The sequence below is a fragment of the Billgrantia sp. NRB1 genome (assembly GCF_056921725.1).
The window spans coordinates 1,487,459-1,510,981 of record NZ_CM167783.1 but is presented as its reverse complement, the minus strand read 5'-3'; the positions used below and the strand labels follow the sequence as shown (position 1 = coordinate 1,510,981).

Here is a 23,523-nt window from a genome sequence, read left to right as displayed (position 1 = left end):
ACCTCACAGCCTGCGCAGCCCCCACATGAAATAGGCGCCACCGATCAGCGACGCGACCAGCCCGGCCGGCATGTCATAGGGGAAGATCACTTGGCGCCCCAGCCAGTCGGCCAGCACCATCAGCAGCATGCCCACCAGTGCCGCACCCAGCAGGTGATGGCGGGCGCGTGACAGCCCCAGCAACCTGGCCATGTGCGGCGCCAACAGCCCAACGAAGGAGAGCGGCCCCACCACCAGGGTGGCGCAGGCCGTGAGCAGGGCCACCAGCAGCAGCAGCACCAGGCGAGCACGATTGAGGGCAATGCCCAGCGCCAGGGTGGTGGGCGCCCCCAGGGGGAGAATGTCCAGCCAGCGGGTCAGCGGCAGCGTGCACAGCGTGAGTAACGCGGCCAGCGTTCCCACTATCAGGGCACTGGTGAGATCGACGTAATAGGTGGAGCCCGCCAGCCAGGCAATCACCTGCTGCCCACGGGGATCACCGCCTGCCAGCATTACGCTGCGCACCGCATCGAACAGCGCCGTGACCGCTACCCCGGTGAGCAGCAGGCGCTCCGGTACGAAACCGCTGCGGCGATTGAGTGCCACCAGGATCAGCAGCGTGGCAAAGGCCCCTAGGGTGCCGACCCCGACCAGCATGCCGCTGGTCGGCGCGGGCAGCAGGAAGATCCCCAGGATCAGGGCAATCGCACAGCCACCGCTGATACCCAGCACCTCGGGGCTGGCCATGGGGTTGGCGGAGAGGCGCTGCAGCAAGGTGCCGGCCACTGCCAGCATCAAGCCGCTGGCCGCCGCCGCCAGCACCCGGGGCATACGCCACTGCATCACGTTCCAGTTATCCGGCGACAGCCAGTACCAGCCATTCACCCCCTGCCCCAGTAGCAGGCCCAGGGCGGCAGCCAACAGCAAACCAATGGCCAAGCGCGTGGCCAGGCGCCTGGGAGCAGGATGCCGGCTCGCGATCACGGCCGACGGCTGGGGCGCCTTGTTGCCGTGCAACTTGAGGCGTGGGATCAGCCACATTAACAGCGGCGCCCCCAGGGCGCCGGTCACCGCACCGGTAGGAATCAGCATCGGCACCAGGCCGGTGAAGTTCTGCAGCAGCAGGTCCGTGGTGGCCAGCAGCACCGCCCCCAGCAGCGTGCCCCACAGCAAGCGCTCGCTAAGGCGACGCGCCCCCGCCAGGCGCACGATATTGGGCGCGGCCAAGCCGATAAAGCCGATGATGCCCACCACACTGACGATACTGCCGGTGATGAAGACCGCCAGCCCCATGCCCGCAAAGCGCAGATGGGTAAGCGACACCCCCAGGCTCTTGGCGCTGGCATCGTCCAGTTCCAGCACCGCCAACGGGCGCAGCAGGAACCAGGCCAGCACGCAGCTGATGGCCATCCGCGGCCAAAGAATCACCACGCCATCCCAGCCATTCTGAGCCAGTGAGCCGGCGCCCCAGATCAACAGCCCCGACAGCGCCTCATGATTGAACAGCAGCAGCGCGGTGGCCAACGCGCCCAGGTAGAGGTTCACCACCAGCCCGGCAAGCACCACCACGATCGGCGCCAAACCGCTCCGCCAGGCCAGCATGAACACCAGCCCCACCGCCAAGGCACCACCGGCCAGCGCCACCCACTCGCGGCCAAAGGCCAGCAGCCCCGGCGCCAGCAGGGTCGCCGTCATCAACGCCAGGTTGGCCCCCGAGGCCACCCCCAGGGTGGTAGGCGACGCCAGCGGGTTGCGCAGCACCTGCTGCATCAGCACTCCGGCCAGCGCCAGGCCGCCGCCGGCCAGCAGCGCAACCGAGAGCCGTGGCCACCACGCATAGTGCAACAGCAGCTGGTCGACATCCTCGAACGAGGGCGACAACAGCGTCTTGAAGCCCAACGCCATGCCTCCCTGGGCCTCCAGCCCCAGCCAGAACAGCACCACCAGCGGCAGGCTCAGCAGCCAGCAGGCAAGTGCCGGCGCCCCCCTGCGCATCGCATACCCCGTCATGCCCACTGCCCCTGTTCCCACCGGTGGCACAAGCTACCTTCAGTCATGCGTTCTGCCCCTTTGCCTGGACGATACGGACGGGCCACATCTTAATTAAAAACGATTATCATTGAAATGCGCATGCGAGATGAAGTCGCATTATGGGATGACGCATCGCGGCTGATTTGACATAGTCGCCACCAAGGACCAGAATGCAAATCAATCTCATTGAGATGACCTATGGTGCTCTATGACCGCGGAACGCTCCCAGCTTTACTACACATGCGTTTTTCTGCACGTCTCCTTCCAGGCGATCCAGAATTCGGTCGCCACCTCACCGCGGGGCGACGACACGCCCTGTTGGCTGGATGCTCAGACGCTGCGCATGCTGCTGGGTGAGCTGCAGCGCTGCCGTCAGGAGGCGGCGCCCTTCAAAGAGGTCAACCAGCCGCTGGATACTGCGATTTACCACTGCGGCCTGCTGATGGCACAGTGCCCCGCGGCCCTCAACCGGCAACTCTGCCAGCACCATCTGTCGGCGATCATGGCGCCTCTCAAGGAAGCAAGCGCACAACTCTCGAGTAGCACCCAGCACACCAGCGCCGCCTCTTCATCTACTCGCCAGCGGCTGCGTGGTTGGCTGGGTTGGTAAGCGCGGTCTACAGCTGCCGCGTCTGTTTGTCACCGAGAGCCGCACCAACGACCTGATCGTCCCCGACACCCCGCCAGCTTGCCCCATACCCTCTCCCTGCTGATGCCCCCCTAATGGATCACCAACCCCTGTGGGGCCAGGAGCCCGAGGAGAAGCGCTACACCGGCCACCCAACCCTGTTTACCGCCGACGAGCAGACACTGCCTGAGGTACTGCGCACAGACCGCTTGGGGGAGCGGGTGCGACTAGAGCAGGAGCGTATCGCCTTCAGCGTCGTCGAGCGTGCGGTGTTGGCGACCGAGGGTGTGGCATGGAGGCGTTGAAGCGCACCGCTATCGCGGCGCTACGATGGGCCTGACACTGCGTCGAATCTCGGTAACTGGCCAGCGGAGTATGGGCAATGGAATGGGCCGGCATTGAACCGTGTCGCGCGACGCGCTACAGTATGATCTGAAGCAGGTGAGCACGAGTTGGTATATGGGATGATTAAAAGCATCAAACATAAGGGGCTGAAACTGTTTTTCGAGCAAGGAAACACCAAGGGCATCCGTGCCGATCATATTGACCGCCTCCGTGATCGCCTGACCGTACTTGACGCCGCCACCTGCCTTGACGATATAGCCGCCAACAACTGGGGCCTGCACCCTTTGACTGGAAATCTGAAGGGCCAATATGCCATCAAGGTGTCGGGTAACTGGCGACTATTCTTCGAATTCCGTGACGGCAATGTTTACCTGCTGAACTATGACGATTACCACTGATGGGAGAAACAAACATGGCGATGCATAACCCTTCACACCCGGGCCGGATCATTCGGCAGCGCCTGATTGAAGACGAAGACGGCCACAAGATAGGCAGCGTGGCCATGGTCGCCGAGCAACTTGGCTGTCACCGCAATACCCTAAACCGGGTGATCAACGGTAGCGCCTCCGTCACCCCTGAAATGGCATTGGCACTGGAACAGTTGGGCACTGGACGCGCCGAGTTCTGGCTGTCCATGCAGGCCAATTATGACCTCTTCCAGCTTCGCCATAGCCGAGGCGCGGCTTAGCTTAGATAGTCGACGGTCCCAATGCTCAATTGCCCCCTCCGCCTTACACCTGCGCAACCGGCTGGGTTGGTAGAGACCGCGAGAGCACTGTCTCGAGCCGCTTACTCTTCGGTCCCAGCAGGGCCGCCACCGCTAGCATGCACAGCGCCAGCACGCTGAACATGCCCGAATAGCCCACCCGGTCGAGCGCCATTCCGGCCAGCAGCGGCACCGCCAGGCGTGACGGGGTGAACAGGCTCGCCTGCAGGCCATAGTCCAGCGCCCGGCGCCCCGGCCTGGCGACGTGCATCATCAGCCCGAACACCAGCCCCGAGATGGCTCCCATGGCACAGGCGATCAGCCCCGCACCCAGCAGCCATAACGCCTGCCCTGCCGCCATATGGCTCACTAGCCCCAGGAGCGCCAAGGCCAGCGCCCCCAGGCCTGCGCACAGCGGTAGCGCGCGGCCAATGCCGATACCCCGCGCCAGGCGTTGCCCCGCCAGGCTAGCCAGGGCGCCCACCGTTCCGCCGCCTACCCCCACCCACCAGGCGACTTGCTCCGCTGGCATGCCAAGGTCGAGCATCAGCGGCTTTAGGTAGACCCAACCGGCGCCGACGAAGGGAAAGAGCAGCAGCAACAGCGCTACCCAGACGCCGGCGGCGGGTTGGCGAAAAAAGCCCATCGCCCCGTCATGGCCATGCGCCGAGGCGGCCAGCGTTTCCGGCTGGCTGCGTGTCTCGGCGGGCACCGTCATGCCCCATAGCATAAGGCCCCCCATCGCCAGCAGCAGCGCCATCAACACGAAGGGCGCCGCCCCACCCGCTCGCTGGTGCAGCACCAGCAGCAGGCCACCACCCACCACCGCGGCCAAAAACAGCGCCGCCGAGCGAATGCTGCCGGCGCGCAGCCGTTCCCCGGCGGGCAGGCAGCGAATCGCCAGGGCGTTGACGGGCACATCGGCCCAGGTCGCCAGCAGGCTGATCAGCAACACCCAGGCGTAGAAGCGCAGCGGCTGCGTCATGGGCAAATCGTACGCCAGCCCCAGCAACATCAGCCCCAGCAGCCCCCCAAGCAGGGCGGCCCAGGCGTGGCAGCCACCGCCGCCGAGGTGGCAGCGCTCCACCGGGACCGCCATCACCAGCTTGAGTATCGCTGGCAGGCCCGCAAGCTGTAGCAGGCCGATCTGGGTACCGCTCCAGCCCTGCTCGCGCAGCACCAGCGGCATCCCCAGCAACAGGTAGATGCTGGGCAGCGCCAACACGAAGTGGAACCAGCCGAACGCCAGCTGCTTAGCCGTCATCTTGCCCATCACGCTCTCCTCCGCCGTGCAATTAGGGCGGTGGCGGGAGCCATGGGCAGAGAGATCGGGCGCTCCTCACACACTTCGAAGCCCTGGGCCAGCAAGGCATCACACAGTTCACCGGTATGGGTTACCCGGCGCCCCTGCCACAGCAACGGCAGGTAGTAGGAGAGCATGCGGCGTGCCGCCTCGGGCTCGCCGGGAATCTCAGCGTGCACGCAGATCAGCTCGCCACCGGGCCGCAGCGCGGCATGCAGCTTGGCCAGGCAGGCCGCGAGATCCGGCACGAAGTGCAGCACCGAGGAGCACCAAATCAGGTCGTACCCGCTGCCGAGGGTATCCGTCGCCAGATCGCCGCCGCGCGCCTCGAGTCGTGATGCCAAGCCCGCCTCGGCGATATGCCGGGCGGCCACCTCGGCGGCCTCGGGCAGCTCGAAGACGACGCCGCTCATGTGCGGAAACGCCTTGGCCAGGGCCACGGCCACCCGCCCGGGGCCACCACCGAGATCCAGCAGTCGCCAGGGTGTTTCATGCGCCATCCGGCGTGAGACCAGCTCACAGGCGGCAGGCGCCGTTACCGCGACCTGCTCCCGCGCCAGATGGCCACGCGCCGCCGCGGCCCAGCGCTCACCGCTGGCGAGCGGTGCCGGCCGGCGCTGTTCATCCAAGCCAGCCCCCAGGTTGTCAGCGAAGTCCCGCAGTGAGGTGAGCCGGAAGCGCCAGGCCTCGCCACACGCCATATCGGAAGAAGCCACCAGATAGCGACGTGCCACCTCGCTGCTGGTGTAGTGCCACTCGTCGGCGGCATCCCGCTGGCGGTCGACCAGCCCCATGCTCCATAGCAGGGTCAACCAGTGCTCGACGCTCGCTGGCCGCCAGCTCCTGGCGCTGGCCAGGGCCGCCAGCGTGTGAGGCTGCTGCAGCGTCTCAAAGAGCGCCTCCGCCAGCGCCAGCTGCAGTGCTTCGGCCTGCACCGCGGCGAGGGCCAGATCCCAGTAGGGTTGCAGCGCATGGCCAGGCGCATCGGCAAGCAGGCTCATAGCGACACCCCCAGACGCAGGCCGATCTCCCGGGGCGGGCTGTACTCCCGCACGCTGCCGTTGAGCAGGCCGACGGCATCGAAGCGGCGATCGGTGGCGTTATTCACGTAGAGCCCCAACTGCCAGGGCCCGTGGCGATAACCCGCGGACAGGTCCAGCTCAGCATGTCCGGCGCGATGGAAGTGGTTGGCCGCATCCAGGTAGGTCTTGCCCATGCCGCTGAGGTTGGCCTGGGCATACCAGTCCTGGGGCGAGTCGTAGCGCAGCCCCAGCCTGCCGCTGATGTCTGGCGCGAAGGGGTTGCGATTGCCAGCATGGTCGCCAGTGACATCCACGAACTGACGAAAGCGGGTGCGATTGAGCACCAGCCCCGCCTGCAGCGTCCAAGGGCCGCCCAACCAGTAATCGAGATCCAGCTCGACACCCCGCGAGCGTGCCGCGGCAGCGTTGCTGATCAACACGCTGCCAGGCTGGAGGACCTGCTGCACCTGCATATCGTCGATACTCATCCAGTAAGTGGCGAGCCCATAGCGCAGCCGTTGCGACAGTGCCGTCCCCTTGATGCCCAGCTCATAGGCGGTGACTTGCTGCGGGTCGTAGCCGGGGTAGCCACTCTGGGCCGAGAAGGCGTTGAAGCCCCCGGCGCGGAACCCTTCGGCATAACGGGCGTAGAGCCAGTCGTCATCTCCCAGGCGGTACTGCAGGGCCAGCTGCGAGGTAACGTCGCGCCAGCGCTCGCTGCGCCGCTCGGCTCCCTGGGGCGTCAAGGCCACGCGGCTCTGCTCCAGGCGCAAGCCAGGCGTCAGGCGCCAGCGCTCCCCCAGCGGCAGCGTCCACTGCCCGAACAGCGCCAGGTTTTCTCCCTCCAGCAGCGCCCAATTGCGCTGGGTGCCCATTGGATTGCGTTGCTCGAACTGCAACCGATGGTCGTCACGGTCACCATAGAGCCCCAGCACCCAGCTGCTTTGCCCCTCGTCGCCCTGGCGCTCCAGCCGCAGCTCCTGGGAGAGGGTGGTCAGACGCTGGTCGCGCCCCATGGCAAAACGCTGGGCCGGCGTTAGATCGGTGTCCTGGGTGATGCGGTCGCGGATCTCGCGCCGCGCCGTGATCGAGCGCAGCGTCAAGCCCGGTGCCAGGGCATGGCGCACATCCAGGGACGCATCCTCACCCGACGAACGGTTGCTGCCCGGGTCTGGGGAGGTCACTTGGCGTGCCCCGCGTTCGGCTCGCCCCCAGGGGGCCGCAGCGTCACGATAGGCCAGCCGGCCATAGCGCAGGGTCACGTCAGTGCCCGGTGCCGGCAGCCAGCGCAGGCTCAGGCGCCCACTGTGGCGCTGACGGTCGTCCGCTGCACCATCACGGGCCAAGTTCGCCACATAGCCATCCTGCTGGCGCCATTCACCGCTGACGCCCAGATAGAGCCGCTCAGGTACCAGCGGCTGGGCGGCATCGAGGCGCAAGGCCGCCAGATCGCGACTGCCAAGCACACCCTCCAGCTCGGCATAGGGGCCCTCATCCGGTTGACGGGTATGTAGGCTGATCACCCCGGCCTCGGCATTGCGGCCATAGAGCGTCGACTGGGAGCCATGCAGCACCTCGATCCGCTCCACCCCCAGGAGGTTGTGATCGAAGCCTTGTCCACTCACCACCGGCACGCCGTCGACCAGCATCAACACCGATGAGGAAAAAGCCGTGGCCCCCGAGGTCAGCCCACGCATCACCGGCAGCGCGGTGCCCGACTGGCCGAAGGGTTGAAAGCTCAGCCCGGGTTCATGGCGCGCCAGATCCTCCACCCTACTGGCCCCACTATCCGCCAGCGCCTCACCCCAGACCACCGCCAGGCTCGACGCTACCTCCTCCTCGGCCTGGGCGACCTTATTGGCCGTCACCGTGACCGCCGGCAACACCGCCTCCTGGGCGACCACGGCGCCTGCCCAGCCTGCCACCAGCAGTATCGCCGCGCCGCTGCTCCAGCCAGTTCGTCGCATCGCTTGCCTCCTTCGATTCGGACCTCTGGCGCCCCTGGCATGGGGGCGCTCGAAGGAGTAGGCTAGCGACAAATACGATCAATTATCATATTCACTCATATGCAAAGCGACCCACATCCTATGCGCGACGATGCATCACGCCCCAGCCGCGGCTCACTGCATCAAGACACCCGGCTCCATCGACTCGACGACGGTCTTGCGGTAGCGCTCACGCGCTGCCGCCCGTCCCGGGCACTGATCGAGACAAGCCACGCTCCTCATGCAGACGCTGGGGTGATTATGACCTTCGGCCTAGAGGGTCGCTCCGAATACCGGGAGCGCTGCGGCCCGCGGGTCGACTTCTACCGCGACCACACCACGGTCACCGCCTTCCACCACAGCCAAGGCGAGCGCCATATGCCGGGCGGTGACGCCGTACTCCAGCTTCGCCTGGTCGCCACCGCCGGTTGGCTGACCCGCTATCTGGGCGAACGCTGCCAGGCTGTGCTACCCGCCTCCCGCGGCATTCGGTCGCTGGCCTTCCAGCCCACGCTGGCGAGCAGTCGTGCGCACCTTGAGGCGCTGCGCGCCCTTCTGAAGATGGGCGGATCACATATCCAGCGGCACATCCACGCCCTTAGCCTGCTGGGGGAGCAGCTCGAAACCTTGCTACCGGCGCCGCCTGCGCGACGTATCACCACGGCGGATGCCGAACGCATCAATCGTGCGCGGGAGATTATCCTGGATGAGCTGGATCGCCCCTTGACCCTGGCCTACCTGGCGGTGCGGGTGGGGCTGGGAGAGCAGAAGCTCAAGGCGGGCTTTCGCCAGCTGTTCGCGATTACTCCGGGGCGCTTTCTCCACGAACAGCGCATGCGCCACGCCCACGCCCTACTGGAAAGCGGCCAGCAGGTAGCCCAGGCCGCCTATGCCACCGGCTATTGCCACCCCGGCAACTTCAGCACGGCCTTCGCGCGTTTCTTCGGCTATCCGCCCAAGGCAGTCAAACACGGTAGATAAAGACAACGATTCTCGTTTACTCTATGGAAATCGACTACCCGCGCAAGGAAACCATCATGTTCGAGGTCAAGGGCGCTACCTTCGAGGTCAACGGCACCTGTCTGCTCCATCCCGTGGAGCACCGTTTCGAGGAGGGAAAGATCTACGGCTTGATCGGCCATAACGGCTCGGGGAAATCGACCCTGATCAAGCTGCTCGCCCAACAGCAGCCCGTCAGCCAAGGCGAGGTGCTGCTGGATGGCCGCCCCGTGCGTGACTGGAGCCAGCGTGAGTTCGCCCGCCGGGTGGCCTATCTGCCCCAGCACCTGCCTAGCGCCGAGAATCTCATCGGCCGCGAGCTGATCAGCTTCGGGCGCTACCCCTGGCATGGGCTACTGGGCCGCCACACCCAAGAGGACAAGGCCGCTGTCGAGCGCGCCATCGAACTCAGCCATACCGAGGACTTCGCCGACCGGCTGGTGGACACCCTATCCGGCGGCGAGCGCCAGCGGGTGTGGCTGGCCATGCTGCTGGCCCAGGAGAGTCGCTTCCTGCTGCTCGACGAACCGCTGGCTGCACTGGATATCTCCCATCAGATGGAAGTGCTGGCACTGATCCGCAAGCTGTGCGACGAACTCAAGCTATGCGTGATCATCGTGCTCCACGACATCAACATGGCCTCGCGCTACTGCGACGAACTCCTCGCCCTGCACAGCGGCCGGGTGCTGGCCCACGGCTCCCCCACGGAAATGATGACCAACGACACTCTGGAAGCGATCTACGGTCTACCGATGCAGGTGATGCCTCACCCCAATGGCGAGCATCGCATCGCCGTGGCGTGCTAGGTGCAGGCCACTCCATCATCCTTCCGCGTGAAGGGGAGTGACCTGAGAGCGTAGACGGACAGTACGCGCCAGACGGGTCTACATCCGGGAGATCCTCGAGCATAGCGAGTACGACAAGGGCAGATGGAAGGACTGACCATGAACGCCATTCTTGATCAAGCGACAATGCACTGGGCATACATCGCCCCCCTGCTCAGCGAACCTGAGAGTGAAGCGGATTACGACACCAAGGTCGAGGCCCTGGATGAACTGCTCGACATGGTAGGTGACGACGAGAATCACCCACTGGCAGGTTTGGTAGCGCGCCTCGGTGACATCATCGAAGCCTATGACGAGGAGCATCGTCCCATGCCGGACGTCTCCAACGTCGATGTGCTCCGCTATCTCATGGAAGAACATGGCGTCACCCAAAGCAACTTACCCGAAGTTGGTGCTCAACCCGTCGTATCTGCCATCCTGGCGGGTAAACGCTCCCTGAACTGGCGTCAGATCTGCGGGCTCTCCGAGCGATTCGGGGTGCCGACCGATGCATTCAAGGGCCGCGCGGCTGGCTGACCACCCATGCAGCATGAATGCTGTCATGATAATTCTGATTACACCACCTCCGCTCCAGCCACCGCCTCAGCTGCCAACAGCTTGCCGCTCTCCAGCCGCACCAGCCGGTCAGCGAGGGGGAAGTAGCGGTCGTCGTGGGAAATCACCAGCACCGCCTTGCCCATGCGCTTCAATTCGGGCAACACCTCGCGGTAGAACACCTCCTTGAACAGCGGATCCTGATCCGCTGCCCACTCGTCGAAGACCAGGAAGGGGCGACCCTCCAGATAGGCCACCACCAGTGCCAGGCGTTTGCGCTGGCCTTGGGACAGCGCCTGGGTGGAGAAGGCGCCGTTCTCGACCCGTACCTTGTGCTGCAGATGCAGCTTGGCCAACAGGCGGTTGCCTTCCTCGTCGAGATCGGCACGCGGCGCCTCCAGCAGCCGCTCGAACAGTGGTAGGGCTTGGCGCCCTTGAAACCGGGCAGCAGCGAGTGGTGGATATTGATCGCCCGGCCCGCCAGCTTCTCGCTCATCTCGCTGGAGAGCACCTGCATGTAGCGCGCCAGGATCACCAGCTCGGCACCACTCTCCTCGATCACCTGCCACACCTGGGCTTCCTGCTCGGCCTTGGTCTCCGGGGTGATAGGGAAGTGGTAGTAGGGCAGCCCGTGCCAGGCGGCCAGCGAGGGGCAATCAGCTCAGCCCACACAGCAAAAGCTCTCGCGTCAATGGCGCCAAAGGCAGTCGCAGCGCATCTCGTCGATCGACCCCACGTATCTCGGCAATCTCCGCGGCCGCCGCGACACGCTCATCGGTCACCAGTCGAAACAGATGGGCTTCTACCTCATGCCCCGCCTCATTGGCTGCGGGAGCGCGGCGAATACCGCACTCCGTCAACCGGTCGGGCTCGACCCGAAGACCCAGCTCCTCCGCGAGCTCACGACAGAGCGCCGAGTCAGCCGCTTCACCTGCCTCGATCTTGCCTCCTGGCTGCATGAAATAACGGGTATGCCGCTTACGCACCAGAAGCCATCGCTGGCCAGAGTCGAGCACAATGGCAGCAGCGATGCGGATCAACAGCGGCGAGTCGATATCGTCGGACACGGTCGATAACTCCTTGTTCATGTCAGAAGGCCCAGTCTTCGTCCTCGGTGGCCACCGCACGCCCGATCACGTAGGAGGAGCCGGAGCCGGAGAAGAAGTCGTGGTTCTCATCGGCGTTGGGCGAGAGCGCGGCGAGGATGGTCGGATCGACGTCGGTGACGCTTGACGGGAACAGCGCCTCGAAGCCGAGGTTCATCAGCGCCTTGTTGGCGTTGTAGTGGAGGAACTTCTTGACGTCCTCGGTCAGGCCCACCTCGTCGTAGAGCGACTCGGTGTACTTGACCTCGTTGTCGTAGAGCTCCAGCAGCAGCTCGTAGGCGTACTCCTTGACCGCCGCCTGGCGCTCCGGGGTGGCCTCGGCCAGCGCCTGCTGGAACTTGTAGCCGATGTAGTAGCCATGCACCGCCTCGTCGCGAATGATCAGGCGGATCAGGTCGGCGGTGTTGGTCAGCTTGGCGTGGCTCGACCAGTACATCGGCAGGTAGAAGCCGGAGTAGAACAGGAACGACTCGAGGAACACGCTGGCGACCTTGCGCATCAGCGGGTCGTCGGCGCGGTAGCGCTCGAGGATCAGCTCCGACTTGGCCTGCAGGGTCGGGTTCTCTTCGCTCCAGCGGAAGGCGTCGTCGACGTCCCGGGTGGCGCACAGGGTCGAGAAGATCGAGCTGTAGGAGCGCGCGTGCACGGCTTCCATGAAGGCGATGTTGGCGTAGACCGCTTCTTCGTGGGGGGTACGCGCATCAGGCATCAGCGCCGGGGCGCCGACGCTGCTCTGGATGGTGTCGAGCAGCGTCAGGCCGGTAAAGACGCGGATGGTGAGCTGCTGTTCCTGGTGCGTGAGGGTGTTCCACGACTGAATGTCGTTGGACAGCGGCACCTTCTCCGGCAGCCAGAAGTTGCTGGTCAGGCGGTTCCACACCTCCAGGTCCTTGTCGTCCTGGAGGCGGTTCCAGTTGATGGCATCGACCCGCGAGAGGCGCGGCGCCGTGCCCTGTGCTGCGTGTACGTTGGTCATGATTCGCTCGCTTGTCAGAGGCTGCAGGAAACGCAGCCCTCTACTTCGGTGCCTTCCAGGGCGCTTTGGCGCAGGCGCACGTAGTAGAGCGTCTTGATGCCCTTGCGCCAGGCGTAGATCTGGGCCTTGTTGATGTCGCGGGTGGTGGCGGTGTCGGGGAAGAACAGCGTCAGCGACAGGCCCTGGTCGACGTGCTGCGACGCCTCGGCATAGGTGTCGATGATCTTCTCCGGGCCGATCTCGTAGGCGTCCTGGTAGTAGTCCAGGTTGTCGTCATTGAGATAGGGCGCCGGGTAGTAGACGCGCCCCAGCTTGCCCTCCTTGCGGATCTCGATCTTGGCCGCCACCGGGTGAATGCTCGAGGTGGAGTGGTTAATGTAGGAGATCGAGCCGGTGGGCGGCACCGCCTGCAGGTTGCGGTTGTAGAGGCCATGCTCCATCACCGAGGCCTTGAGCGACTGCCACTCCTCGCGGGTCGGGATGGCGATGCCGGCGCGCTCGAACAGCCCCCGCACCTTCTCGGTACGCGGCTGCCACTCGCGCTCGGTGTACTTGTCGAAGAACGCCCCGCTGGCGTAGTCGGAGTCGGCGAAGCCGGCAAAGGCCGCGCCGTGCTCGACGGCCAAGCGGTTGGAGGCGCGCAGGGCGTGATAGACCACGCAGTAGAAGTAGAGGTTGGTGAAGTCCAGCCCCTCGTCCGAGCCGTAGTGGATATGCTCGCGAGCCAGGAAGCCGTGCAGGTTCATCTGCCCCAGGCCGATCGCACGGGAGTGGGCGTTGCCCTCGGCGATCGACGGCACCGAGGCGAGGTGGCTCATCTCAGAGACCGCGGTCAGGCCGCGCACGGCAATCTCGACGCTGGTGCCAATATCGCCGGCGTCCATCACCTTGGCGATGTTCATCGAGCCCAGGTTGCAGGAGATGTCCTCGCCGGTGTGGCGATAGCCGAGGTCGTCGTCATAGAGGCTCGGCGTATTGACCTGGAGGATCTCCGAGCAGAGGTTGCTCATGTTGATACGCCCGGCGATGGGGTTGGCGCGGTTGACGTTGTCCTCGAACATCACATAGGGATAGCCCGACTCGAACTGCACCTCGGCCAGGATCTGGAAGAATTCCCGGGCGTTGATCTTTGACTTGCGGATGCGCGAGTCGTCGACCATCTCATGGTACTTCTCTGTGACGCTGATATCGCCAAACGGCACGCCGTAGACGCGCTCCACGTCGTAGGGCGAGAACAAGTACATCGCCTCGTTGCGCTTGGCCAGCTCGAAGGTGATGTCGGGGATGGTCACGCCCAGCGACAGCGTCTTGATACGGATCTTCTCGTCGGCGTTCTCGCGCTTGGTGTCGAGGAAACGCAGGATGTCCGGGTGGTGGGCGTTGAGATAGACCGCCCCGGCGCCCTGGCGCGCGCCCAGCTGGTTGGCGTAGGAGAAGGCATCCTCGAGCAGCTTCATGATCGGGATGATGCCCGACGACTGGTTCTCGATGCGCTTGATCGGCGCGCCGAACTCGCGGATGTTGCTGAGCAGGAAGGCCACCCCGCCGCCGCGCTTGGAGAGCTGCAGCGCCGAGTTGATGGCACGGCCGATGGACTCCATGTTGTCCTCGATGCGCAGGAGGAAGCACGATACCAGCTCGCCGCGCTGGCGCTTGCCGCAGTTGAGGAAGGTCGGCGTGGCGGGCTGGAAGCGGCCGCTGACGATCTCGTCGACCAGCGCCCGGGCCAGGGTCTCGTCGCCGCGGGCCAGCGCCAGCGCGACCATGCACACGCGATCCTCGTAGCGCTCGAGGTAGCGCTTGCCGTCGAAGGTCTTCAGCGTATAGCTGGTGTAGTACTTGAAGGCGCCGAGGAAGCTCGGGAAACGAAACTTGTAGGCGTAGGCCTGCTCGAACAGCGACTTGATGAAGGCGCGGTCGTACTGCTCGAGCACCTGGGGCTCGTAATAGCTCTCCTCGACCAGGTAGTCGAGCTTCTCCTCCAACGAGTGGAAGAACACCGTGTTCTGATTGACGTGCTGCAGGAAATACTGGCGCGCCGCCTCGCGGTCCTTGTCCAGCTGCAGCTCACCCTCGGGGCCATACAGATTGAGCATGGCGTTGAGGGAATGATAATCCAGCGTGCGTGCCGCCTCGCCCTGGCCGGCGGGCCGGTGGGTCTCGCTCATGGCTGTCGTTTCCAAAACGCGTCTACTCCCTGTTGAACCCTGGCCACGTCTTCATCCGTGCCCAGAAGCTCGAATCGATATAGCAGCGGTACGCCGCACTTGTCGGCGATGATGCGCCCGGCCAGGCCGTACGCGGTACCGAAGTTGGTATTGCCGGCGGCGATCACCCCTCTGATCAACCCGCGGTTGTGCGGGTCGTTAAGGAACTGGATCACCTGCTTGGGCACCGCACCGTCGGCGCTGCCGCCCCCGTAGGTGGGGGTGATCAGGATATAGGGGCGGGTCACTCGCAGCGGCAGCTCATCGCGACTCAGCGGGATACGCCTAGCCGGCAGCCCGAGCTTCTCGACAAAGCGATGGGTATTGCCCGACTTGGTCGAGAAGTACACCAGCTCGCCATCCGGCTGAGCGGCGCCGAGCGCTGCCTGCTGTGCTTGTGCGGCCGACATGGCGGTCTCCTGCGAATGGCCTCGAAGCGATTTACGACAGCGCCTGGATGCGGTCCGGACGGAAGCCCGACCAGTGGTCGTCACCGGCCACCACCACCGGCAGTTGACGGTAGCCCAATGCTTCCACGGTACGCCGCGCCATGGGGTCGTCATCGATATCGAGCACGCGGTAATCGAGCCCCCGGCGATCCAGGGCCCGGTAGGTCGCGGAGCACTGTACACAGGCCGGGCGGCTGTAGACATGGACTTCCATCGTTCTCTCCTCCATCTCTCTGCTTGCTCCTCGCCATGGAGCGGACATGACAAACGGCAACCCAACAACACCATATATTGTGCCATTACAGGTTAAGATACCTACATATAGGTCTGTCAAGGAGAAAACGAGAAGTCTTCGATACGCGCTGACGTCGCATCGTGTGCCTACTTCGACCGGGGCGCTTGCGCCCCTGGCACGGTGCCGTACTACCTGCCTCCAGCGGCATTCGACCGCTGGCCTTCCAGTACATGCTGGCGAGCAGCCGTGCGCATAATGAGGCGCTGAATGTCGGAGAACACCACCGAGAACAGCTGCCGGTAGGCATCGCGATTATGCGCCTCGATGCGCTCGTCATTCAGAGCCGGATCAATCTCGATCCAGCGACACTCTTTCCAGTCGTTCGCCGAACCACTGCTGCCTGAGCCCGCGCTGCTGGTCTAAGATAAGCGCCAGGTAGTCTCGCAACAGATGGCCACCAGGCGATAGGCTCATGCGGGCAGCGCCAGCTGTAGGTGGACGTCGTGGATCAGACGCAGGTGGTTGAAGGGACTCGCCTGGGTCTCCTCCTGGCGCAGGTGGAAGGCACGCTGCTCCCCTCTGGGCAGCCCCTGGTACTCGGCAATCACCTGAAAAAGCCAGATCTCGTCGGTCCACGCCATGTCGCTGGCCTGCAGGTAGGCCAGGGCGCTGAGCGCCTCGCCGTCGCGGTCGATCACCGCTAGATAGAAGCGCTCCACGTCCTGCTTGAGGGCCTGCTGGCGGGCGGCCACCAGGCTCGCCTGCTGGGCCTCGGCGGGGCCCGCGGCGCTGACCGCCTGAGGCTTGTGTGGCGGTGCGGGCAGCTGGTGAAGCAGCTCGGTCAGCACCCTGGCATCCAGATGGCGGTCGACCGCCGGCGACGCGGCGGCGGTCAGGGGCGCGGCCCGATTCACCAGCGTCGGTACTTCGCTGCGCCGGGCGTAGTTGCCGGGCACGAAGCCGGGTTGCTCGCGCAGGAAAGCGGCCATGCCTGCTACCAGGCGGCTGCGCGACTGCTGCTGGCGGAAGCGCGCCATCAGCTCGATGAGCCGCCGCTGAACCTCCCGCAAGCCGGTATAGTGCTGGCTGAGCTGCTGCTGCAGCTGGCTGATCAGCAGCTTGCGCAGGGCGCCGTCGCTGCCCACCAGCTCGATCAATTCATCGAAATCGATCAGCGCCAGCCCGTCGAGCAGGCGCACGATCTGCTTCTGGGCGCGGTCGTTCTCACGGATCTTGTCGTTCAGGCGACTGACGAAGCCGAAGTCGCTGTTGAGGCGCTGCCAGAGACTGTCGATGGCATCGGCGAAGCGACCGTTGAGGTCGTCCACCTCCTGGCGCAGGCGCAAAAGGTGCTGCTCCTGGCGCCAGTGCTCGCCGGCATCGCGTGCTTCGCGGTAGCTCTGCACCAGGCCGCGCAGCAGCTCCAGGGTCTCCGCCACGTCGGCATTGACATGGCGGCGGGTCTCGTCGGCGAGCATCTCGGCGATCAGGTCACGCACCTTGGGGGCGAGCTTGACGCCACCCTGCTCGTCCGGTCGCCACAGGACACGCGCCGCCAGCAGCTTGCGCAGCGCCGTCTCGCTCAGCGCCGCCATTGGCACCTCATCCCGGGCATAGCCAGCCATCAGCGCCTCGGCATGCTTGCCGAGCAGCGCCAGGCGCTCGGCGCCGGTGGTGATCAGGCGGCTCTCCAAGGCATGACCGTCGCTCACAGCAGGCTCTCCTGGGTGACTGGCGCCTCCTCTTCGACAGGCAGGTTCTCCTCGTCACGGATAAAGCGCACCAGGTCGACGAGATAGTCGATCTTGCCGGTGACCAGGTACACCTGGCGCTCGGCATGGGGCTGGAGCAGGTAGCCGTGCTCCCTCAAGCGCTTGAAGAGCTGCTTGATCTGGGCGTCGAGCTGGTCGCTCTGGGAGCCGAAGAAGCCGTCGGTAGCCAGTCGCTCCAGGCGTTCGCGCAGACTCTGGTTGTCCTCGCACCGGGCGCTGAGCTCGGCGGGCTTGAGAATGTCGCCGGGGGCGATCAGGGCGTCGCGCCCCAGCGCCTCCTGCACCAGCTGCAGCCACTCCAACAGCGGCAGCAGGCTATTGACGGTATCGCCGAGCTGGCGCGACAGCTGCTCCCGAGCGTCGTCGTTCAGCTGTCGCCAGGCCAGGAAATAGACGCTGCCGCCCACATTGGCGGCCAGCCGACGGTTGAGCGGGCGCAGGTAGGTGTCGATCTGCTCGCGGAGCTGGTCATCCTGAAGGCGACGAAAGGCGTGCTCGTCACTCACCGCACAGATGAACTCCCCGGCCAGCAGACGTTCAAGCAGTGGACCGTGCTCGATCATGCGGTCACCTCCTCAGCGGCGCGGGCCTGCAGCCGTTCGGCCAGACGGCTCAGTCGCGGTTCGATACGCTTGAGTCGACGCAGGGAAGGATCGGCCTCATCCCGGTCGATCAGATAGCGGTTGTCAAACAGCAGCAGCACGTCCGACTCCGGGTTGGGAAAGGCGCCGACGATATGGATGCGGTTGCTGTCGCAGGCGTCGAACAACTTCTCGACGTTGTGGTAGGCCAGAGTGCCGATCTCGTCGATGGGCCAGTGGATGGCGATCTCGGCCCGACCTCGCAGCAGCCGAGTGAAGGCGAGCAGGAACTTGCACAGGATCAGGTAGGCCATACCGTGACTGGATGACTCCAGCAGCTGGCGGTCGTTCTTGATCACCAGGTCGGTGCCTCCCTCGTTGAGGTGCAGCTCCAGGCGCAGCAGGCTCTCGAAGCTGTACTGCTGGTCACTGCGCAAGAGTTCCACCACGTCGGCCAAGGCGTCGAGGTAGTCGTCGCTGGGCAGCGGCTGCCCCGATTCGCGCCACTCCCGATAGCGCTGGGCGAACAGCTTGAGCGGCTCCCAGAAGCCCAGCTCGTCGATGGTGGACTGGATCTTCACCTCAGCCTTGCCGATACCTTCCAGGGTCAGGTCGTCGGCGACCTCTTCGGAGAGGCGACGACTCTGGGCGCTGATGCGGCGGTTGAGGTCGCGGAACACGGTGAAGAACTTGTCCAGGTCGTCACTGAGATTGCGCCCCTGCTGTACCAGCTGCTGCTGTTGATCCTCGAGCAGCTGGAGCATGCCGCGCAGCAGCGGCAGCAGCCGCCGGGGCGAATCAGACTCACCGGCGAGCTTGCCCCGCTCGGTGTCCAGGGCCTCGACGAAGCCGCTGCTGGCTCCCTTGATCAGCTCACCCTCCACCTGTTCGCAGCCCTTGCGCAGGGTCTCCAGCTCGCGGCTGCGGCTGGCCAGCGCCTGACGGGTCCGCTCGATACGTTCGTGCACATCCCCCGGGGACTCGCGGATCGGCTCGACCGCCGCGCTCAGCCCCAGGCTCTCCACCTGGTCCAGCAGCGGTTCGAGAGCGCCCATGACCTCCTGCTCGGCGTGCTGACTGCCTTTCAGCGCGTTGAGCGTCTGCTGATAGGCCGCCTTGGCGGCCTGGAAGTCGCTGCGCAGCTGGTCTCGCTCACGCTGTACCTCCTGCTGCTCACGGGTCAGCGTGGCTTCCTTTTCCACCAGCCGCGGTTTGCGCTCGCCCCACTCGACGCGCATGAAGCGCCGATAGGCCGCCAGCTCCTCCTGGCGGGCCGCGGTGATGCGCATGCGCTCCTCCAGGGCGGCCAGCCGTGACTGGGTCTCCTTCAGGGTGACCGGGTCGACGCCCTGGGCTTCAAGCTCCTGGTTGAAGGCAGCCTCCAGCTCGTCTCGCTGGCGCCGATGCTCCGCCTTCAGGTCGCCAAGCTGGCGTTTGCGCTGGTGGAGCTGCCCTTCCAGGCTGTCCAGCTGGCTCTGGGCATCGGCCTTGAGCTCGAGCAACTGCGCCTGATGGGTCTCGGTCAGCGCGTCGAGCGCCTCGTGCTTCTCGTCACGCAGCGCCTGCTGGAGCGCTTCCTGCTCGGCCAGCGCCGCCTCTCCGGCCGCCCGCCGCGCCTGCTGCTGCTTGACGTGGCGATCATGCAGCTGGCGGCGGGCTTCCAGGGCGTACTCCACCTCCTCGTCGGCCCGCTTGAGGGCGCTACGCGCCTGCCCCAGCGTCACCTCGGCCCCCTGGACCCGGTCGTGTTGCGCCTTGAGGCGTTTTTTCGCGGCCTGGACATCCGCCTCGGCGCGAGTCAGGGCCGCCTCGGCCGCCTCGATGGCGGCCAGCAGGCTCGCCTCATCCTGGGCGTCATCGGGCAAGGCAATCGCCGCAAGGTCCAGGACCACGCCAAATAGGTCGTCGCCAGCCTCCTCGGCAAGCTGGGGGGCAAGATCCCGTCGCTCCAGCAGCTCGGGAGCGATCACCTTACCCAGCCGCTGCTCCCACCCCGGACGGTGATAGCGCAGGAAATGACGCAGACTGCCCTGGGCGGGGTCGCGCTGCCGGTAAAGCGCTTCGCAGTGACGCTCGGCCTGGGAGCGCTGCTGGCGAGTCTGCTCGAGCTCACGCTCGGCGCTGTCACGCTCTTTCTTTCCGCTTTCATGCTCGCGGCGCAGTCCATCGAGGGTCGTGGCGGCCGCGCTGCGGTCGCTCTGGGCCCTGTCCAGGCGCGCCTGGGCCAGCTCGGCTTCTTGAGCCTCTTCCGAGGTCTGAGCAGTATGCATCAGCTGTGTCTTGAGCTCGGCCAGACGCTCGACACCCTGCTCCAGGCGCGCCTGGTAGCTAGCCTCCAGGTCGCCTCGCTCACCCTGGCTGCGCGCCTCGAGGCTTCGCTGCGCCTCCCAGTGCCGTTCGCGACAGCTCTCCTTCTCCTCGCCCAGGGCATCGATGAGCGCCTGGGCCTCGTCGGTCTGACGGGCCAGGGTATCGGCTAGCTCGCGAAGCCGCCCTTCCCGCTTGGCCTGACTGGCCTGCACGGCCTGCTGCATGAACTCGAGGTGGTCGCGCAGCTGCTGATGCTGTTCACGCCATTGCGGCAACGCCTCCAGGTCGCGCTCCAGGGCGGGCATGTCCGCCTCGGTATACTGCTCATACTGGCGCTGCAGGTCATTGAGATCGCGCTGGGTGTGATCCAGCTCGCTGCCCAGCTCGCTGGCGCGATCATTGAGGGCATCCCGCGCCTGCTCGTACTCCTGCTCACGCGCCTGAAAATCACGCTGGTGCTGGCTGAGCTGTGCCTCCAGATCGGCCAGGGTGCGCTCGGCGCGATGGCGATCTGCCTCCAGCTGGGGTTTCAACTGCCATAAGGTGGCTTCAAGCTCGGCAAGCTCACGGTCCACCCCGCCCAACTCCCCAAGCCGCTGCTGGAGAGGCGCCAGACGCATCGACTGGCGCATCTGGGCGATCCACTCCCGCGCCTTGGTGTTGCGGATACGAGTCACCGGCAGCTCGACCCCATCCTCCTCGAAGATCGCCGCCAGCATGGTCTTGAGGGTATCCATCTTGCCCTCCTTGGCGTGAACCGCCGAGACCAGCTTCTCGATATGACGTATGCGCCGCTCGGGCTTGACCAGACTGAACTGGGCGGCGATCTGGCGCAGCTTGAGTCCGTCGCGGCGGTTGCCCTGGGACTGGGCCGCACCCTGCTGGGTGAAGTCGTTCTGGATGACCGAGCGGTATTCGGAAGTGGCACCCAGCTTCGCCGACACGCTGATTCCCTCGCGACGCAGCCCGCTGGCCCACTGCGCGTAGTCGAGCGCCACTACCCCGGCATCGCTCTCGATCAGGTAATCCTCGGGACGATAGGGGGCGCCGACGAAGCGATACTCCACCCCGCCGTCGCTCTTGCGGGTCAGCACCGCCTGGCAAACGTTGCCCGCTTCGCGGCGGTACTCGTAGACCAGGTAGCTGTTCCGATGCGGCAGGTAGAAGGCGTCGAACTTCATCCGGGTCTTGGGCACCACCCGGTTGGGTAGCTCACCATAGAACACCGGCACCAGGCGCTGCAGAGTGGTCTTGCCCGACGCATTGGTGCCGCAGATATTGGTGTGGCCGTCCACACTGAGTTCGACCACTCCCTCGAGATGGCCGTGAATCATCACGATGCGTAGCAGGTGAGCCATGCCGCGTCCTTGATCCTGTCATGTCCAAAGCGCCCTATCTTGCCAGAGACCCGGCGTCGTGGCATTCACCCTTCTGCAGCGAGACGCTTAACCACCGCGGCGCTGCCCTAAGCAGATCGCCGCGACCCAAAGGCCACGGCGATCGTCAGGACGGTCGGCGGAGGTACGACGCGATCAGGAAACGGCGGCCTGGTAGCGCCGCTCGACGTCTTCCCAGTTGATCACGTTGAAGAAGGCGGCCACATAGTCCGGGCGTTTGTTCTGATATTTCAGGTAGTAGGCGTGTTCCCAGACATCCAGGCCCAGTACCGGGGTATTGCCGTGCATGATCGGACTATCCTGGTTCAAGGTGTTCTCCACCACCAGCGTCTTCTCCGGGGTCACGCTGAGCCAGGCCCAGCCACTGCCGAAGCGCCCCAGTGCCGCCTTGGTGAAGGCGTCCTTGAAGGCATCGAAACCTCCCAGCTCGCTGTCGATGGCCTGAGCCACCTTGCCCTGGGGCTGGCCGCCCCCTTTGGGCGACATCATCTGCCAGAACTTGGAGTGATTGGAGTGGCCGCCGGCGTTGTTGATCACCGCCTGGCGCTTGTCCTCCGGTACCCGGTCGAGATTGGCGAGCAGCTCGTCCACCGGCACTTCTTCGAGCCCCGTCCCCTCCAGGGCGCCATTGAGATTGTTGACGTAGGTCTGATGATGCCGGCCATGGTGAATTTCCATGGTCGTCGTGTCGATATACGGCTCCAGCGCATCATAGCCATAGGGAAGGTCGGGCAGTGTATGCGGCATGATCTCTCCTCCTTAAGGATGGCAAAGGGGGCTGGCCCCGTGGACTTCATCCCCAAGGATGGCAGATCATCGTTCACCGCGCTAATAAAAATCGTTATCAGCTTATATAGGCTCTGACAATCTCCCTCTGCCGGCTTCCCCATGGCTATAACCCCAACAGCAGCGAGCCGGCCCTCTCAGGAGGGCCGGCTCGCTGCCGGGGTAGCGCCTCGAGGCCACCGACCGTTGAGAGCGCTACCGGGAAGATCCCGGTCTTTTTTAGGTTCTTCGCCGACTGGCGTGAACAGGCTATGTGGGAGGGAGCTTCAGCTCGCGAAGTAGCGCTCAGCGCTACCCATGGGGCGCCTGCGGCGCCTTCGCCCGGCAGAGCCGGCCTCCCACCATCAAACCTGCCAAACATGTTCACGCTAAAGTGCGATGAACCATTTTTTACAGCTTGCTTTCCAGCTCCGGCAGGGCCTCGAAGAGATCCGCCACCAGACCATAGTCGGCCACCTGGAAGATCGGCGCCTCCTCGTCCTTGTTGATGGCGACGATCACCTTGGAGTCCTTCATGCCGGCCAGGTGCTGGATGGCTCCTGAAATGCCCACGGCAATGTAGAGCTCCGGCGCGACGATCTTGCCGGTCTGGCCCACCTGCATGTCGTTGGGCACGAAGCCGGCGTCCACTGCGGCACGCGACGCGCCGATGGCCGCACCCAGCTTGTCGGCGATGCCCTCGAGCAGCTTGAAGTTCTCGCCGCTGCCCATGCCGCGACCGCCGGAGATCACCACCTTGGCGGCGCCCAGCTCGGGACGGTCGGACTCGGCCAGCGCTTCCTTGACGAAGGTGGACTGGGCGTTGTCGGCCACGACGTCCACCGCTTCGACCTCGGCGCTACCGCCTTCGCCAACGGCATCGAAGCCGGTGGCACGCACGGTGATCACCTTGAGCGGATCCTCACTCTGCACGGTGGCGATGGCGTTGCCGGCGTAGATCGGGCGCTTGAAGGTGTCCGGGGACTCCACCGCGATGATCTCGGAGATCTGGGAGACGTCCTTGAGGGCGGCGACGCGGGGCAGCACGTTCTTGCCGGTGGTGGAGGCGGCGGCCAGCAGGTGGCTGTAGTCGCCGGCCAGCTCGGCGAGCAGCGCGGCGGTGGGCTCGGCCAGCAGGTGGGCGTAGGCGGCGTTGTCGGCCACGCGCACCTTGCGCACGCCGTCGAGCTTGGCGGCCGCTTGTGCCACGGCGCCAACGTTCTCGCCCGCCACCAGAATGTCAATGTCGCCGCCGATGGCTTGCGCCGCGGCAACCACGTGGGCAGTGGCGCCGACCAGGGCGCCGTCGTGATGTTCGGCGAGTACCAGAATGCTCATGAAATCAGCT

22 protein-coding genes and 1 pseudogene are annotated in these 23,523 nt (G+C 65.2%); 7 read left to right on the top strand and 16 right to left on the bottom strand.

Going from position 1 to position 23,523, the window contains the following annotated elements:
- Positions 1–3 precede the first annotated feature (3 nt).
- Positions 4–1,989 (bottom strand): Fe(3+)-hydroxamate ABC transporter permease FhuB, encoded by a 1,986-nt coding sequence (fhuB, locus tag ACZIYR_RS06840; protein WP_483528668.1) that lies wholly within the window; start codon positions 1,987–1,989, stop codon positions 4–6.
- A 229-nt stretch (positions 1,990–2,218) separates the two neighbouring features.
- Here fhuB and ACZIYR_RS06835 point away from each other — a divergent pair, with 229 nt between their 5' ends.
- From ACZIYR_RS06835 to ACZIYR_RS06820, 4 genes are all read left to right on the top strand, one after another.
- Complete coding sequence (locus ACZIYR_RS06835) at positions 2,219–2,620, top strand: hypothetical protein (protein WP_483528667.1); 402 nt, start codon at positions 2,219–2,221, stop codon at positions 2,618–2,620.
- Positions 2,621–2,733: 113 nt separating this feature from the next.
- Positions 2,734–2,943 (top strand): Wadjet anti-phage system protein JetD domain-containing protein, encoded by a 210-nt coding sequence (locus tag ACZIYR_RS06830; RefSeq protein ID WP_483528666.1) that lies wholly within the window; start codon positions 2,734–2,736, stop codon positions 2,941–2,943.
- Positions 2,944–3,102: 159 nt separating this feature from the next.
- Positions 3,103–3,381: a type II toxin-antitoxin system RelE/ParE family toxin gene (locus tag ACZIYR_RS06825; RefSeq protein ID WP_483528665.1), complete on the top strand. Its 279-nt coding sequence runs from the start codon at positions 3,103–3,105 to the stop codon at positions 3,379–3,381.
- Positions 3,382–3,395: 14 nt separating this feature from the next.
- The gene (locus tag ACZIYR_RS06820) at positions 3,396–3,671 is read left to right on the top strand and encodes a HigA family addiction module antitoxin (RefSeq protein ID WP_483528664.1); all 276 of its coding nucleotides are present in this window, start codon (positions 3,396–3,398) and stop codon (positions 3,669–3,671) included.
- A gap of 43 nt (positions 3,672–3,714) precedes the next feature.
- Here the strand turns inward: ACZIYR_RS06820 and ACZIYR_RS06815 are convergent, their stop codons facing one another.
- From ACZIYR_RS06815 to ACZIYR_RS06805, 3 genes are read right to left on the bottom strand one after another with little or no spacing between them, the layout of a single operon-like run.
- Positions 3,715–4,962: an MFS transporter gene (locus ACZIYR_RS06815; protein ID WP_483528663.1), complete on the bottom strand. Its 1,248-nt coding sequence runs from the start codon at positions 4,960–4,962 to the stop codon at positions 3,715–3,717.
- The gene (locus ACZIYR_RS06810; protein WP_483528662.1) at positions 4,962–5,993 is read right to left on the bottom strand and encodes a methyltransferase; all 1,032 of its coding nucleotides are present in this window, start codon (positions 5,991–5,993) and stop codon (positions 4,962–4,964) included. The genes ACZIYR_RS06815 and ACZIYR_RS06810 overlap by 1 nt, the downstream gene beginning before the upstream one ends.
- Positions 5,990–7,981 (bottom strand): TonB-dependent receptor, encoded by a 1,992-nt coding sequence (locus tag ACZIYR_RS06805; protein ID WP_483528661.1) that lies wholly within the window; start codon positions 7,979–7,981, stop codon positions 5,990–5,992. Before ACZIYR_RS06805 ends, ACZIYR_RS06810 begins: the two co-directional genes overlap by 4 nt.
- 279 nt (positions 7,982–8,260) lie before the next feature.
- On the opposite strand from ACZIYR_RS06805, the gene ACZIYR_RS06800 reads away from it, so the two are divergent.
- The 3 genes from ACZIYR_RS06800 to ACZIYR_RS06790 all read left to right on the top strand — a co-directional run bounded on the left by ACZIYR_RS06800 (position 8,261) and on the right by ACZIYR_RS06790 (position 10,359).
- Positions 8,261–8,980, top strand: coding sequence for a helix-turn-helix domain-containing protein (locus ACZIYR_RS06800; protein ID WP_483528660.1), 720 nt, complete (start codon positions 8,261–8,263; stop codon positions 8,978–8,980).
- A gap of 56 nt (positions 8,981–9,036) precedes the next feature.
- A complete protein-coding gene (locus ACZIYR_RS06795) occupies positions 9,037–9,804 on the top strand; it encodes an ABC transporter ATP-binding protein (RefSeq protein ID WP_483528659.1) in 768 nt (255 codons plus the stop codon).
- Between the two features lie 123 nt (positions 9,805–9,927).
- Entirely contained in the window at positions 9,928–10,359 is a 432-nt protein-coding gene (locus tag ACZIYR_RS06790; RefSeq protein ID WP_473032996.1) for a helix-turn-helix domain-containing protein, read from the top strand.
- A gap of 38 nt (positions 10,360–10,397) precedes the next feature.
- Here the strand turns inward: ACZIYR_RS06790 and ACZIYR_RS06785 are convergent, their stop codons facing one another.
- The 12 genes and pseudogenes from ACZIYR_RS06785 to ACZIYR_RS06730 form a co-directional block, all read right to left on the bottom strand.
- Positions 10,398–10,733, bottom strand: coding sequence for a hypothetical protein (locus ACZIYR_RS06785; protein ID WP_483528658.1), 336 nt, complete (start codon positions 10,731–10,733; stop codon positions 10,398–10,400).
- A 59-nt stretch (positions 10,734–10,792) separates the two neighbouring features.
- Positions 10,793–11,035, bottom strand: a pseudogene (locus tag ACZIYR_RS06780) (formyltransferase family protein); the annotation flags it as partial.
- Entirely contained in the window at positions 11,034–11,444 is a 411-nt protein-coding gene (locus ACZIYR_RS06775) for an NUDIX hydrolase (protein ID WP_483528657.1), read from the bottom strand. The pseudogene ACZIYR_RS06780 and the gene ACZIYR_RS06775, both read right to left, overlap by 2 nt.
- A 22-nt stretch (positions 11,445–11,466) precedes the next feature.
- On the bottom strand, positions 11,467–12,459 hold the full coding sequence (gene nrdF / locus ACZIYR_RS06770) for a class 1b ribonucleoside-diphosphate reductase subunit beta (RefSeq protein ID WP_473032993.1): 993 nt from the start codon (positions 12,457–12,459) through the stop codon (positions 11,467–11,469).
- Positions 12,460–12,473: 14 nt separating this feature from the next.
- Positions 12,474–14,627 carry a class 1b ribonucleoside-diphosphate reductase subunit alpha gene (gene nrdE, locus ACZIYR_RS06765; protein ID WP_483528656.1) on the bottom strand — a complete coding sequence of 718 codons (2,154 nt, stop codon included), beginning with the start codon at positions 14,625–14,627 and terminating at the stop codon, positions 12,474–12,476.
- On the bottom strand, positions 14,624–15,076 hold the full coding sequence (gene nrdI, locus ACZIYR_RS06760) for a class Ib ribonucleoside-diphosphate reductase assembly flavoprotein NrdI (RefSeq protein ID WP_483528655.1): 453 nt from the start codon (positions 15,074–15,076) through the stop codon (positions 14,624–14,626). The genes nrdE and nrdI overlap by 4 nt, the downstream gene beginning before the upstream one ends.
- Positions 15,077–15,107: 31 nt before the next feature.
- The gene (gene nrdH, locus ACZIYR_RS06755; RefSeq protein WP_473032990.1) at positions 15,108–15,329 is read right to left on the bottom strand and encodes a glutaredoxin-like protein NrdH; all 222 of its coding nucleotides are present in this window, start codon (positions 15,327–15,329) and stop codon (positions 15,108–15,110) included.
- Positions 15,330–15,820: 491 nt separating this feature from the next.
- Positions 15,821–17,062, bottom strand: coding sequence for a hypothetical protein (locus ACZIYR_RS06750; RefSeq protein ID WP_483528654.1), 1,242 nt, complete (start codon positions 17,060–17,062; stop codon positions 15,821–15,823).
- Positions 17,059–17,685 (bottom strand): condensin complex protein MksE, encoded by a 627-nt coding sequence (locus ACZIYR_RS06745; RefSeq protein WP_473032987.1) that lies wholly within the window; start codon positions 17,683–17,685, stop codon positions 17,059–17,061. Before ACZIYR_RS06745 ends, ACZIYR_RS06750 begins: the two co-directional genes overlap by 4 nt.
- A complete protein-coding gene (locus ACZIYR_RS06740) occupies positions 17,682–21,371 on the bottom strand; it encodes an ATP-binding protein (protein ID WP_483528653.1) in 3,690 nt (1,229 codons plus the stop codon). Before ACZIYR_RS06740 ends, ACZIYR_RS06745 begins: the two co-directional genes overlap by 4 nt.
- Positions 21,372–21,545: 174 nt before the next feature.
- A complete protein-coding gene (locus ACZIYR_RS06735; RefSeq protein ID WP_473032983.1) occupies positions 21,546–22,157 on the bottom strand; it encodes a superoxide dismutase in 612 nt (203 codons plus the stop codon).
- A 429-nt stretch (positions 22,158–22,586) separates the two neighbouring features.
- Positions 22,587–23,513, bottom strand: coding sequence for an electron transfer flavoprotein subunit alpha/FixB family protein (locus ACZIYR_RS06730; protein ID WP_473032982.1), 927 nt, complete (start codon positions 23,511–23,513; stop codon positions 22,587–22,589).
- Positions 23,514–23,523: the final 10 nt, after the last annotated feature.